General features: G+C 69.6%; 9 protein-coding genes. 8 read left to right on the forward strand and 1 reads right to left on the reverse strand.

Annotated features, from left to right (window positions below; genetic code table 11):
* The first annotated feature begins 16 nt into the window (after nt 1-16).
* The 3 genes from UO65_RS08325 to UO65_RS08335 all read left to right on the forward strand — a co-directional run bounded on the left by UO65_RS08325 (nt 17) and on the right by UO65_RS08335 (nt 7,523).
* Nucleotides 17-6,112, forward strand: coding sequence for an RHS repeat-associated core domain-containing protein (locus UO65_RS08325; protein WP_052020902.1), 6,096 nt, complete (start codon nt 17-19; stop codon nt 6,110-6,112).
* 9 nt (nt 6,113-6,121) lie between these two features.
* A complete protein-coding gene (locus tag UO65_RS08330; protein ID WP_035280274.1) occupies nt 6,122-6,511 on the forward strand; it encodes a hypothetical protein in 390 nt (129 codons plus the stop codon).
* A gap of 604 nt (nt 6,512-7,115) precedes the next feature.
* A complete protein-coding gene (locus UO65_RS08335) occupies nt 7,116-7,523 on the forward strand; it encodes a hypothetical protein (RefSeq protein ID WP_035280275.1) in 408 nt (135 codons plus the stop codon).
* Between the two features lie 741 nt (nt 7,524-8,264).
* Here UO65_RS08335 and UO65_RS08345 read toward each other — a convergent pair.
* The gene (locus tag UO65_RS08345) at nt 8,265-9,614 is read right to left on the reverse strand and encodes an FAD-dependent oxidoreductase (protein WP_084175395.1); all 1,350 of its coding nucleotides are present in this window, start codon (nt 9,612-9,614) and stop codon (nt 8,265-8,267) included.
* Between the two features lie 358 nt (nt 9,615-9,972).
* Between UO65_RS08345 and UO65_RS08350 the strand changes: the two genes are divergently transcribed.
* The 5 genes from UO65_RS08350 to UO65_RS08370 all read left to right on the forward strand — a co-directional run bounded on the left by UO65_RS08350 (nt 9,973) and on the right by UO65_RS08370 (nt 13,754).
* Entirely contained in the window at nt 9,973-10,713 is a 741-nt protein-coding gene (locus tag UO65_RS08350; RefSeq protein ID WP_035280280.1) for a hypothetical protein, read from the forward strand.
* Nucleotides 10,706-11,047, forward strand: a complete 342-nt coding sequence (locus UO65_RS08355) for a hypothetical protein (protein WP_035280282.1) — start codon at nt 10,706-10,708, stop codon at nt 11,045-11,047. The genes UO65_RS08350 and UO65_RS08355 overlap by 8 nt, the downstream gene beginning before the upstream one ends.
* A 14-nt stretch (nt 11,048-11,061) precedes the next feature.
* Nucleotides 11,062-11,790, forward strand: coding sequence for a hypothetical protein (locus tag UO65_RS08360; protein ID WP_052020903.1), 729 nt, complete (start codon nt 11,062-11,064; stop codon nt 11,788-11,790).
* Nucleotides 11,791-11,818: 28 nt separating this feature from the next.
* Complete coding sequence (locus UO65_RS08365; RefSeq protein WP_152552019.1) at nt 11,819-12,427, forward strand: hypothetical protein; 609 nt, start codon at nt 11,819-11,821, stop codon at nt 12,425-12,427.
* A 220-nt stretch (nt 12,428-12,647) separates the two neighbouring features.
* A complete protein-coding gene (locus tag UO65_RS08370; RefSeq protein ID WP_035280286.1) occupies nt 12,648-13,754 on the forward strand; it encodes a winged helix DNA-binding domain-containing protein in 1,107 nt (368 codons plus the stop codon).
* Nucleotides 13,755-13,950: the final 196 nt, after the last annotated feature.

The raw sequence follows: 13,950 nt of genomic DNA on the forward strand, positions 1-13,950 counted from the left end.
GATCAGATCGCTCATCGTGCTGGTGACAGCGGCGCTGATCCCCGTCGTCACCGTCCCCACCCGGGCCGCGGCGACCGGGGGGCCGTCGTACTCGCCCGCCGACCTGCCCTCCGTCCCCGCCACCCAGCAGGGGGTGGGGCCCGGAACGACCGGCGACGAGGTCGGCCCCAACGCCCTGCACGGCAACCAGTCGGGCGGCACCTCGCTGCCCGGCACCGGCAACTACACCACCACCGCCCCGCAGCGGTCGGCGTCCTGGAACGTCACCGCGCAGACCGGTGACTTCTCCTGGAACTACCCGCTGCGGCTGCCGCCCGCCCCCGGCGGGCAGCAGCCCGAACTCGCGCTGTCCTACAACTCCAGCGCGGTCGACGGCCTGACCAGCACCACCAACAACCAGGCGTCGTGGATCGGCGACGGGTGGAGCCTGTGGCCGGGCTACGTCGAGCGCTCCTACGGCTCGTGCCCGGACGACATCGACGGCACCGACCCGGATGAGCCGCGCGACCAGTGCTGGCGCACCGACAACGCCACCCTGTCCTTCAGCGGGGGCGGCGGGCCGCTGGTCATGGACGCCGATCAGCGGTGGCGGACCAGGGCCGACGACGGGTCGCGCATCGAGCGCCTCGGCAACCCCGACGGCGGCTACGCCGACGACGAGAGCTGGAAGGTCACCACCACCGACGGCACGCAGTACTTCTTCGGCAGCAGGCCCGCGTCGAAGTCGGTGTGGACGGTCCCGGTCTTCGGCGACGACGCCCTCGAACCCTGCCACGGGAGCACCTTCGCCACCTCGTCGTGCACCCAGCCCTACCGGTGGAACCTGGACAAGGTCGTCGACCGGTTCGGCAACGCGATGCTCTACGAGTACGAAACCGAGAAGAACTTCTACGGCATCAACAACAACAGCTCGGCCGCGGAGTACGTGCGCGGCGGTTGGTTGAAGAGCGTGGACTACGGGCTGCGCGAGGGGGACCCGGCCGTGCAGGCCACCGCCCGGGTCGGCTTCACCGTCGCCGACCGCTGCGTCGACGGCTCGACCTGCGCGTTCACCTCACCGAACAACTACCCGGACGTGCCGCTCAACCTCAAGTGCGACGGCACCACGTGCCCGGACCGGCTCTCGCCGACGTTCTGGACCGCCAAGAAGCTCACCAAGATCACCGCGGAGGTGCGCACCCCCGGCACCTCCACCTTCGACCCGGTCGACTCCTGGACCCTGCGGCACGAGCTGCCGGACGCGGGCGACAACGAGAAGCCCGCGCTGTGGCTGCGCGGCATCACGCACACCGGGCACCTGGCCGCCGCGGCGGACACCACGCTGCCGGAGACGGTGTTCGACGGCGTCCGCCTGCCCAACCGCGTGCAGTCCGGGGACGGGTTCGCCGCACTGGCCCGGTTCCGGATGAACGCGATCACCTCCGAGTCCGGCGGCACCACCTCGATCGCCTACCACCCACCGGATTGCACGCCGACGTCACTGCCCGCCAACCCCGAGACCAACACCCTGCGCTGCTTCCCGGTCAAGTGGTCCCCGCCCGGGTCGCCCCTGCGGACCGACCACTTCCACAAGTACGTCGTGTCGCAGGTGTCGCAGTACGACCGGGTGGCGGGCTCGCTGGCCACGGAGAGCTCCTACGAGTACCACGAGGGCGCCGCCTGGCACTACGACGAGTCGGAGCTGACCAAGCCCGAGGACAAGACCTGGAACGTCTTCCGCGGCTACGGCCGGGTCGTGCTGCGCCAGGGCTCCGGCCAGGACGGTCCACGCACCCGGATCGAGCAGCGCTACTACCGCGGCATGCACGGCGACAAGCTGCCCACGGGCACCAAGGTCGTCAACGTCACCGACTCCGAGGGCGGCAGCGCGCCGGACGAGAACTGGCTCAGCGGCAGGCTCCGCGAGACGGTCACCCACGACGGCGACACCGGCCCGGCCGTGTCCAAGAGCATCAGCGAACCGACCTGGCAGGGCCCCACGGCCACCCGCGGCGACCTCAAGTCCTACATCGTCCGCGAGGGCGCGGTCCGCCAGTTGACCGCGCTGACCGCGGGCGGCTGGCGGACCACCCGCAAGCAGTACACCTACGACGACCGCGGCTTGGTCACCACCATCGACGACCAGGGCGACACCACCACCGCGGCCGACGACCGCTGCAGCCGCACGACCTACGCCCGCAACACCGCGGCCTGGCTGCTGTCGTTCGCCGTGCGGGAGGAGGTCGTCGCCAAGTCCTGTGCGGCGACCCCGGTGTTCCCCGCCGACGCCGTCAGCGACACGCTCACCCACTACGACAACCAAGCCGAGGGGGTCGCACCCACGAGGGGGGCGGCAACCAGGGTCGAGGTGCTCTCCGAGCGGCCTGCCGGCGGCCCGGTCCGCGCCCTGGCCACCACCGTCGTCTACGACACCACCGGGCGGCGCCTGGAAGTCGCCGACGCGCTCGGCAACACCACCAAGACCGCGTTCACCCCGGCGGTGGGCGGTCCGGTCACCCAGACGACGGCCACCGACGCCAAGGGCTTCACCACCACGTCCCTGCTGGAGCCGGGCACCGGACAGCCCCGCAAGGTGACCGACCCCAACAACCGGGTCACCGAGTCCGAGTTCGACTCCCTGGGCAGGCTCACCGCCGTGTGGCTGGCCAACCGCAACCGGGCCGCCACGCCGTCGGAGTCGCCGAACGCCAGCTTCACCTACCTCACGCGCAACGACGGCCCCAACGCCGTCACCAGTTCGTGGCTGGGTCCCAACGGGGTCCACACCAGCTCCACCGACCTCTACGACGGCCTGCTGCGCAAGCGGCAGAGCCAGAGCCCGGCACCGGGCGGCACCGGCAGGCTGCTGTCGGACTACCAGTACGACTCGCACGGCCGGGCCTACAAGGGCTCGATGCCCTACTACAACGACGGCGCGGTCGACAACAACATCTGGCTGGCCGCCGACGGGCAGGTCCCGGGCCAGGTCCGCCGGGAGTACGACGGCGCGGGCAGGCAGATCGCCGAGATCTTCTCCGGCCACAACGTGGAGAAGTGGCGCACGACCACCGCCTACACCGGTGACACCGTCAGCACCACCCCGCCGGAGGGTGGCACGGCCACCACCGCGGTGCAGGACGCCCGCGGCCGGATGGTCGAGCAGCGCCAGCACACCGCGTCGGCCACCCCGACGGGCCCCTACCAGTCCACCACCTACACCTACGACGCGTCCGACCAGATCACCCAGGTCAAGGACCCGCAGAACAACACCTGGTCCTACACCTACGACCTGCGCGGGCGCGTGGTCTCCAGCACCACCCCGGACCAGGGCACGACCACGTCCACCTACGACGAGGCCAGCCGCCCGGTCACCACCACCGACAGCCGGGGCCAGACCCTGGCGACGACCTACGACGTGCTGGGCAGGCGCACCGCGCTGCACAAGGATTCGCCGACCGGCGCCAAGCTCGCCGAGTGGACCTACGACACGGTCACCAGGGGCAAGGGGCAGCCCGCCTCGGCCACCCGGTACGTCGGCGCCAACGCCTACACGGCCAAGGTGTTCTCCTACAACGCCCGCTACCAGCCGCTGCGCACCGACGTGGTGATCCCGGCCGCCGAGGGCGCCCTGGCGGGCACCTACACCGACCTGGCGACCTACAACGTCGACGGCAGCGTCGCCGCCGTGCAGTACCCGGCGGTGGCGAACCTGGCGCAGGAGATGTTCAGCACCTCCTACACCGACGACGGCCGGGCCAAGCGGTCGTGGGGCGGCTCCGGCGGCACCACCGAGTACGTGGCCGACACCGAGTTCACCCGCTACGGCGAGGTGCAGCACCTCCAACTCGGCCAGGGCGGCAAGCGGGCCTGGCTCACCTACGTCTACGAGGACAACACCCGCAGGCTCAGCCGCACCATCGTCGACGCCGAGGTCCCCCAGCCGATGGTGGCCGACCTGAACTACACCTACGACGACGTCGGCAACATCCTCTCGATCGCCGACACCCCGGTCGGCAAGCCCGCCGACGTCCAGTGCTTCACCTACGACCGGTTGCGCCGGATGACCGAGGCGTGGACCCCGTCGGGCACCTGCGCCGCCGCCCCGTCCACCGCCGGTCTCAGTGGCCCCGCCCCGTACTGGAACAGCTACGCCTACGACGAAGTGGGCAACCGCACCGCCGAGGTCGAGCACGCCACCGCGGGCGACACCACCCGCACCTACGCCTACGAGCCCACCGGCCACGGCCTGGCCTCGGTCACCACGGTCAAGCCGGGCGGCACCACCGCCCTCGACCAGTACTCCTACGACGCGGCGGGCAACGCCGTCACCCGCAACCTGGCGAGCGCCGGGCAGGTCCTGGAGTGGGACGCCGAGGGCAACCTCGCCAAGGTCACCGAGGGCACCAAGATCACCTCGTTCCTGTACGACGCCGACGGCAACCGGCTGATCCGCCGCGAACCCGGCGCGGTGACGCTCTACCTGGGCAGCCAGGAGGTCCGCCTCGACACCACCACCGGCACCAAGACGGCGACCCGCTACTACTCCCACGGCGGCCAGGTCGTGGCCATGCGCCAGGGCGGCGGCGTCACCTGGCTGGCCTCTGACCACCAGGGCACCAACCAGATCGCCATCAACGCCACCACCCTGTCGGTCACCCAGCGCAGGCAGAAGCCCTTCGGTGAGACCCGAGGCGCCCCGGTCACCTTCCCCGGCGAGAAGGGCTTCGTCGGCGGCACCCAGGACAGCTCCATCAACCTGGTGTCCCTCGGCGCCCGCCACTACGACCCCACCCTCGGCCGCTTCATCTCCGTGGACCCCTTCTTCGACGCGGGCGACCCCCAGGAGATGCACGGCTACACCTACGCCAAGAACAACCCCACCACCTACAGCGACCCCTCCGGCATGCGGGCCGACGGCTGCGGCTGGTGGTGCTCGATCTGGCAGGTCGTCCAGCAGGTCATCCAGCAGGTCATCCAGATCCTCGAAGACCACATCAACAACCAGTCCAACGCCCGCGACGAACGGCGCAGGCAGGCCGCGGAGGAACGCCAAACCGAAGACGAGGCGATCAAACGCAGCGGCATGACGAGGGAGGACTACGAGAAGAAGAAGCAACTGGCCACGAGCAACAAATCGTGGATGGACGTGGCCCTGGAGAGCGCCCCAGAAATCCTCGGCGACCTCATCGGCTACAACGACGTCCGCGACTGCTTCGGTGACGTGGACATCCTCGCCTGCGCCAGCCTCATCCCGTGGGGCAAGATCCTCAAGGCCGCAGAGATCCTCGACAAGATCCGCTCCGTATGGAAGCGCGCGGACAACGTCATGGCCAGTATCGACGCGGCCCGCGAGGACATGCGCCGCGTCAACAACCTGAAGGACGAGATCCGCGCGAGCAAGCCCCCGGGTTGCAAGAACAGCTTCACCCCGGACACGCCGGTGCTCTTGGCGGACGGGTCACGTGAACCACTGGGCGACATCAGGGTCGGCGACGAGGTCCTCGCGACCGACCCGGTGTCCGGTCGAACAGCGGCGGGCACGGTCGTCGCGACCATCGTCGGCACGGGCGTCAAGGACCTCATCGACATCACGGTCACCACCGGCGGTGCCGACTCCACCCTGACGGCCACCGATGACCACCCGTTCTGGCTCCCGGAGCGGCAGGACTGGCTCCCCGCTGCCGCGCTGCGCACGGGTGACTGGCTGCTGACACCGACGGGCGACCGGGTCCGCATCACCGGACTGACCCCGCGCACGACCTCGACCACCGTCCACAACCTCTCGGTCGAGGGCATCCACACCTATTACGCCTTCGCGGGCGAGGCCCCTGTCCTGGTGCACAACTGCGGTGGATGGTCTTCGCGCACCGAACGAGCTGGCGATCTCGCTGACAAGTACACCCCAGGCCAGTCGACCAGGGACCCGGCCTCCCAGTGGTATCATGAGTATTTGAGCAACGATGAGCTCCTGGCCAGCATCAATGATGCGGGAAAGGGAGACGGGATTGTCGTTTCGCGTGGAGGGGTGATTTTGGGAGGGCATCACCGGTGGGATGAAATCCGGGCCAGGATCATGGACGGGCGTCTGCCGTCGGACACGCAGATTCGCATCGATGTCTATGATGGGGAGTAGTGGCATCTGATGTCGATGGTAAACCCGACCGATCTCGACTTTCGTTTGTGTCAAATCAGCTTCGACGCGCTGCTTGAAATTCAATTGGAGGCAGAGGGTCGAAATTGGGCGACACGATGGAGCTCGGTGGACGCGCTCCGCAGCCAGGTCAAGGAGGGTTCTGTCGTCATCCAGACATGGATGCGCGAGAAGCGCGAGGGGGTTGTACGGGCGTACCGGTGCCTTGTGTTGTTTTCGACCGTGGACGGCGGAAATGCGGGTGCGATCGCGACGATCGATATCGATCCCGCCAGGTTCGGGTCGCTGGAACAAATTGATTGCGGCCTGGCCGCCCGAATTGTGTTCGCTCGTCTGTTCGCTCTGGCGACGGGCGGGATTGCAATGGTCTCGAAGCGGTAGTGAAGGATCGGGAAGAGTGGTCCGGGAAGGTTGAGGCCCTGTGTCAACGGCGGTGGGACTTTGGGCTGAGAACCCTGGACAACTCGCTTGGTTGATGAGTTCGCAGATTCTGGGGGGTTTGACTCTCCTCGGGCATCACTGTTGACCACGCAAAAGAGGCCGTCACTTCGACGGCCTCTTTTGCGTGGTCGCACCGCGGGGCAAGTCGTGGTTCCTCGTGTAGCCGGGGCAGCGGTGCGGTGTCGAGGCTGGCTGCGAGGTCCTGACTGCTCTCACAACGCTTCGCTGTACGCATGAACCGCGGCCTTCGACGCCGCGTGCGTCGGCAGCATCGGGAAGGGGGGAACCGATGCTTGAGCCGATTGGGAACAGTCGGGCGAGGAGTGACGGCCAGAATCGGGAGTGGGAGCGCTGCCTCGGCTCCCGGGAGGGGAGGGTGGGAGCGGACCCTCGACTCCCGGACAGTCCTGGCAGGACGCCGGGAAGGCTCCGGTCGTCCACCACGATGTGTTCGTGGACACCTCCAGCGGATACGTCCTCATGCAGAAAGAGCGAAGGGCGGGCCGATCATCCCGACCTACCACCACAAGGACTGGGGTCCTGGATGACACGGCAGGAACCCCCGCCGCGGCGGGTCGAATTCAACGCGTCCGGCCCCGCGGACGTCCCGGGGCTCACCCCCAGGCTGGAGGCACTCGGCTTTCACCGGTCGGACCTCACCCCGCGGTCGACCTGGCTGGACCAGGATGTCCGGGTGGCGTACGAGTTCAGCGTCTCGGGGGACTCCGGGACCGACGTGTCCGCGCTGCTGATCGAGGCCTGCGATCGCGTAGCACGGGCCGAGCCGGAACTGCTCGTCCTCGCGGGCGCGGGGTTCGGCATCCTGTTCAGCGTGGTGCTGGGAGTGACCGGGGAGGACGAGGTCAATTCCAGCTTCGTCCTGGAAGCAGCCCACCTGGCGCTGCTGAGCCGCATCGGCGCCGACCTGGAAACGGCGTTGTACGTGTTCTGAACGACGGCCAGACGTGCCTCAGGATCGGGACGATGAACTCAGAGACCTCCTCGAGCCCTGACGGGGCCGCGACGACAACTCGGGACGCCTGTGGGCCGTCGGCGTTCCGCCGGGGTCGACTATGCCTCGTTGCGGGCTGTGCTGCTCCGCGCCTGGGAACAGGGCAGGGTCGACTTCGAGGCAGGCGCGCTGGCGAAAGCCCATCGCGCCTGCCTCTGCTGACCCTCCGACCGGAGTCCATCGCCTGGCCGGTCGGAGGCTTGTGAGTCCAAGGTGGTTTCGGGGCTGGAGCAGCTGCATGATCAGTGACCCGCTCCTCCGGGTGGAGGAGCGGGTCACCGCGATCTTCATGTTGGGCGCGGAGGACGACGAGGAAACCGTCGACGTTGACGCGGAGCTCCTCCTCCAGGATGGGACGCAGTGGAGTGCCACGTTCATGACACCGCGTGCGATCGAACGAGTGATGAATCGGTGGGGGAGACCGGGAGTGCTCTGGCGGGGCGTACTTCCAGTGCCCCGATCTCGTGATCATCCCGGAGGGTGGGCTGACCGCGATGTCGGATTGCCTCAGTGGGATCGTCGATTCAGGCGGACCTGACGGGGTCTTGCGGTTCCTGGATGGGAGTTGACCCACCCGCGGTCGCTGTCCTCGCCCGGGACAGCACGCCCCTTGGCCAGTCGCGAGGACGGGAGCCGGAGCGTTACCCCGGCTCCCCGGAGGGAAAGGGTCCCGACTCCCGGTCAGCCCTGGCGGGACGCCTTGAGCATCTCCGGCCGGTCCACGACCTTGATGCGCTCGCGGCCGTGGGGTGCGCCGAGGGCCCGTTCGTAGGCGTCGAGGTTCTTCCAGCCCTGCCAGGTGGTGAACTCGATCCCGCGTTCGCGCAGGAACGCCACCACCGCGCCGGGTTCGGGTTGGGGCGCCGGGCGCAGCGTCGGGGCGTCGGCCAGGAGGGAGGTCACGGTCTCCGAGGAGCAGCCCTTGGTGTGGCCGATGAGGCCGATCGGGCCGCGCTTGATCCAGCCGGACACGTAGGCGCCGGGCACCAGGTCGTCGTCCAGGTCCAGGACGCGGCCCCTGCTGTGCGGGACGGTGTCGGAGACGTGGTCGAACGGGAGGTCCGCCAGGTGGGTGGAGCGGTAGCCCACCGCCCGGTACACCGCCTGCACGTCCCAGTCGTGGAAGGTGCCGGTGCCGCGCACGGTGCCGTCGCCGGTCAGTTCGGTGCGTTCGGTGCGCAGGCCGGTGACGTGGCCGTCGGTGCCCAGGATGGCGGTCGGGGCGTGGAAGAAGTGCAGGTGCAGGCGGCGCGGGCGGGTGCCGACGTCGCGGATGGCCCACTCCTGCAACGTCTTGACCACCATGTCGACCTGCTTGGAGGCCCGGATGGCGGTGAGGGAACCCTCGTCGAACTCGATGTCCTCCGGGTCGACGACGACCTCCACCGTCGGGGAGTGGTCCAGTTCCCGCAGTTCCAGCGGGGTGAACTTGGCCTGGGCGGGGCCGCGCCTGCCGAACACGTGCACGTCGGTCACGGCGCTGGCGGCCAGCCCGGCGTGGACGTTGTCCGGGATCTCGGTGCTCAGCATCTCCTCGGCGGACTTGGCCAGGACGCGGGCCACGTCGATGGCCACGTTGCCCGCCCCCAGGACGGCGACCGAGCGGGCGGTCAGCGGCCAGGTGCGCGCGACGTCGGGGTGCCCGTCGTACCAGGAGACGAAGTCGGCCGCCCCGTGGCTGCCCACCAGGTCGACGCCGGGGACGTCGAGGGGCCGGTCGTCCACGGCGCCGGTGGCGAAGACGACGGCGTCGTAGAACTGGCGCAGCTCCTCGAGCTTGAGGTCGGTGCCGTAGTCGACGTTGCCGAACAGGCGCACGCCCGGCTTCTCCAGCACCCGGTGCAGGGCGTCCACGATGCCCTTGATCCGCGGGTGGTCGGGGGCGACGCCGTAGCGGATGAGGCCGAACGGCGCGGGCATCCGCTCGAAGATGTCCACCCCGACGTCGGCCCCGGACTTGATGAGCGCGTCAACGGTGTAGATGCCGGCGGGACCCGCGCCGACCACGGCGACTCGCAGGGGACGGCTCAACGGACTCTCCCAGGGTTGTCGAGGATGATTCACTTATTTTAAGGTAAGGCTAGCCTTAGAAAATTGTGATCCTGACTACTCTCGGTACTCGGCGCGGTCGAGCCCGCGATCGCGTGGCCCACCGCGGTGGGCGCTGGTCTCCTGGTCGAAGGCGGGATCACGAGGGCACCCTCCGATGCCCGGGGCCAACCGGCGGTGGCCTCGCCCCACCTTTGTCCTCAGCAGACCAGGTGAATCTCCGCCCGGTTGTCGGTCGATCTCCCCGAACCGCGCACGTCCCCCGCGACGCGCCGCTACGATCGCCGCGCACCGCGTCGAATGTCCACTTCGAGCTGCCCGCGATCCGGAAGGGGGCACTGTGCCTCTGGGCCACATCGAGCTGGCCGGTCTGAACGTTCCCGACGACCCGCAGACGAGAGCCCGCTTCGCCGAGCTCACCCGTCCGGGTGGTGTTGAACTGCGGCCCGCGGAAACCTACGAAGCCAGCGACCCGGCTGGGCTGATCACCGTCACAGTGGACAGGGCGCAGATGGTGACGAACGTCCACATCCGCCCGCGGTGGTACGAGCGGCTGCGGCCGGAGGCGTTCCCGGCCGCGCTCTACAACACGTACATCACCGCGGTCCAGCGCGCGTTCGCCGTGGAGTTCGCCCACCGGCCCCAGAGCCCGGGGAGCCAGCCGGGACCGCCCGCGCCGGAGGAGTCCTCTGTGCACCTCGCCGAACTGCCCATCGAGGAGTTCATCGCGAGGACCAGGTCCCGGCTCGACGCCATCGACGCCGAGTACGACGCGATCCGGCGCCGGGAGCAGGCACCGCCGGTCGCCACGACCGAGGTCCGGAGTCCACTCGGGTACCTCACGATGCACGTGCGCGACGGCGGCCCGATCGCGATCCACGGCAACCCGCAGGCGCTCGACAACCCGTCCGGCACCGCGCTCGCCGAGGACGTCGCGCACCTGTTCGCCCGCGCGGGCTTCGGCGTCGAACCGGACGCGCGACCACGTCCGGCCGCGCGGCCGCGCACCGGCGGCGACGTGGCGGACGACGACTACTTCGACGGCTTCAAGGTGCTGGGCAAGAGGGGCGAGAATGGCTGACTACAAGGTCGTCACATCGGAGTTGCGCAAAGAGGCCAAGCTCTGGCAGGAGAAGGCGGACAAGGCGGAGCCGATCGTGCAGGCGGTGGCGGCGACCTACCTGACGGCTCCCGCCTTCTTCGTCGGCGACCTCATGACCCTCGCCGCGGGGGTCGTCAACGCCGAACTCGAGGCCGGTCAGTACGAGGACTTCCGCGCTTTCATCGAGAACGTCCTCCGGGGAGCGGTCACCGAGTTCAACCAGATCGACGTGGCGCTGCGCAGGATCGCGGACGAGTACGACCGCACGGAAAGCGTCAACGAGATCGATCTCGCGAAGTTCTACAGCGTGTAGGAGTTGAAGACCCGATGTCCGGTTCCGGTGAGATGCTCGACCTGTTCGAGCGGGGGTTCCAGGGGCTCGAGGACAAGGCCCGGGAGTGCGGCGACAAGTTCAACGCCGGTGTGCACCACATCAACGACTGGCGCTTCGTGCTCGGTCCGGCGATGCTCGCGATCCGCCCCGCCCTCGACACCATCCGCGACGGCCTGGAGAAGTTGTTCCGGCTGATCAGGACCGCTGTGGAACACCACATGCCCGTCGTGTCGCTGATCGTGCAGTCCTTCAACTGGATCGAGGACGTCCAGGCCCCGGTGAACGGGCTGACCCACCAGAAGACCACGACGTTCCTGGCCAACTACTGGGAGGGTCCCGCGGCCAGTGCGTACGCGGAGCGGGTCACGGCGCAGAACGACGCGATCAGCGCCGTCTCGACGAAGGCGGACGGCGTCAGCAAGTGGCTGATGGACATCGCCAAGTACAACATCGAGTACATGACCGAGCTGGCCAAGATGGCGACGGGCTTCATCGGCGCGCTGGTCACCGCCGCGATCGAGGGAGCGACCGTCGTCGGCATCCCGTTCGCGGTCAAGGACCTCGCGGGCGCCATCGGCACCCTGGTGACCCAGTCCCTGGACAACCTGGTGGGCATCGCGAAGAGGTTCGCGGAGGCGCTCAGCAAGGTGCGGGACATCATGAGCATGATGACCGACGGCAAGCTCCCCGAACGCGGGTGGCCGCAGGCGGTCAGCGGCTGAGGCCGCGCCCCATCACGAGACAGGGACCATGAGCAGAAACCCCTTGAACGCGTGGCGACCGGTCGTCGGTGTGGTGGCCGCGGCGGTGGCGCTCGTCAGCGGCTGCGGTGTCGAGCCGATCCAGCCGCCCGCGTTCAGCCCGACCACGACCTCGACCACGCCACCTCCGACGCCGGTCAAGTACTCCCCAGCGGGTTGGAAGGGGTGCCCGGAGATCGAGCGGGAGCTCGGTGGGGACCTGCCGCCCCCGCGGCCGGAAGACGAGCAGGAGGGCCCCGGCTGGTCCCTGCGGATCTGCCCCTTCCAGTCGGATGCCGCGCTCGTCGTCCTCAGCGTCCAGTACTGGGAGACCACGGAGGACGTCACCGGCGTCCACCCCGGAGCGGAACGGGCCGAGGAGGACTTCCTCGGCCGCGGGCAGGCGCGCGAGGAGGACAGCGGCTCCGACCTCGGCTCGGCTGCCCGTTGGAAGCGGGACGACACCACGGGCTGCACCCTGGAGGTCCTCGACGAGAACGCGGTGGTGAGCGTGGCGGGCAGCAACCCGGAGGACCCCGCCGAGGGGAAGACCGAGCAGTGCCGGGGACCCGTGCGCGAACTGGCGAAGCGGTTCTACGCCGCCGTGCAGCCGCAGTGACCCGCCAGGCGTGGGCCTGAGCACTCCCGTGCACGTCGTCGATCTGCTCAAGCGGAACGCGGCCGGCTCCGCCGACTTCCGGGCCGGGCTGCCCGGCGGAGGTTCCGCCCTCGCCCAACACCACTCCCGCAGCGGCGCCGTGACCCGCTGACGGGTGTCCGCGCGGGCGCTGCGGGGGCGACGTGCCCGCTGCGGGGCCGCTGTGGCGATACTGCCCGGCATGGCGCTCACCCCCCGCAGGCTCAACCGCAGCACGCTGGCCCGGCAGATGCTGCTGACCCGGGAATCCCTCGACCCGGCCGAGGCCGTGCGCAGGCTCGTCGGCCTCCAGTCGCAGCAGCCGGGGTCGCCCTACCTGGCCCTGTGGAACCGGCTGGAAGGGGTCACCGCCGAGCAGGTCGACGCGGCCTACCGCGACTTCGACCTGGTCAAGTGCACCCTGCTGCGCGGCACCCTGCACACGGTCCACCGCGCCGACCACCCGCCGTTGCGCGCCGCCGTGCAGCCAACGCTGCGCGCCCACCTGGGCGATGACCGCTTCGCCGCGGAGCCGGACGAGGCCGGGCCGCTGGCGGCAGCGCTGGCAGGCCGGGCCGCCGAGCCCGCGACGAAGGCGGAGCTGGAATCCTGGCTCACCGAGCAGGGGTGGCCGGGCACGTGGTGGGGCATGCGCTTCTACGCGCCGCTCTGGCACGCGCCGACCGGGGCGGCGTGGTCGTTCGGCGACCGGCCGAGCTTCGTCGCCGCACCCGCCCCGGACCTGTCGGAAGAGGCGGTCGCGGCGGGGCTGGCCGAGCTGGTCCGCCGGTACCTGGCCGCCTACGGGCCCGCCACGGTGGCCGACGTGGCCCAATTCGCCGGGGTGCGGCGCGGGCGGGTGCGGGCGGTGCTGGGGTCGCTCGACCTGGTCGAGCACCCGGCGCAGACGGGCCCACCGCTGCTGGACGTGCCCGACGCGCCGCTGCCGGACGAGGACGTGCCCGCCCCGCCGCGGCTGCTGCCCATGTGGGACAACGTCCTGCTGGCCCACCACGACCGCACGCGCCTCATCCCCGCCGAGCACCGCGGGCACCTCACCAGGGTCAACGGCGACTTCCTCCCCGCACTGCTGGTGGACGGCAGGGTCGCGGGCGTGTGGCGCCCGGCGGACCCCGGGGTGGAGGTGACGGCGTTCGAGGCGCTGCCGGGACCGGTGTGGGAGCAGTTGGAGGACGAAGCCGTGTCGCTGACGGGGTTCCTGGGCGACCGGCCGAGTCCGATCCACACCAGACACCTCGCCTGGTGGAAGTCCCTGCCCGGGGGTGAGACGCGCGTGCTGGGCGCGTGACCGGTTCCGGTCGCGCCGCTGTCAGGTCGTGCCCGGTCTTTTGTTGGTGTGCCCGGGTGGATGTGCTCAGCCGTCTCCTGCAAAGCCCGGTTGTTTTTTGGTGGTGCCCGGCTGGGTGGATGTGTTTGGCCGGGGCCCCTACGGCGATCATGTGCTCCAGTGCGTCAGGTGGGGCTGAAAAGATGCCCCACCGCCC

It is taken from the genome of Actinokineospora spheciospongiae, assembly GCF_000564855.1.
GTDB lineage: Bacteria > Actinomycetota > Actinomycetes > Mycobacteriales > Pseudonocardiaceae > Actinokineospora > Actinokineospora spheciospongiae.

Excerpts from the sequence above, each read along its gene's own strand:
- UO65_RS08330 (WP_035280274.1), top strand. The coding sequence starts at position 6,122 with ATGTCGATGGTAAACCCGACCGATCTCGACTTTCGTTTGTGTCAAATC.
- UO65_RS08355 (WP_035280282.1), top strand. The coding sequence starts at position 10,706 with ATGGCTGACTACAAGGTCGTCACATCGGAGTTGCGCAAAGAGGCCAAG.
- UO65_RS08365 (WP_152552019.1), top strand. The coding sequence starts at position 11,819 with ATGAGCAGAAACCCCTTGAACGCGTGGCGACCGGTCGTCGGTGTGGTG.
- UO65_RS08335 (WP_035280275.1), top strand. The coding sequence starts at position 7,116 with ATGACACGGCAGGAACCCCCGCCGCGGCGGGTCGAATTCAACGCGTCC.
- UO65_RS08370 (WP_035280286.1), top strand. The coding sequence starts at position 12,648 with ATGGCGCTCACCCCCCGCAGGCTCAACCGCAGCACGCTGGCCCGGCAG.
- UO65_RS08360 (WP_052020903.1), top strand. The coding sequence starts at position 11,062 with ATGTCCGGTTCCGGTGAGATGCTCGACCTGTTCGAGCGGGGGTTCCAG.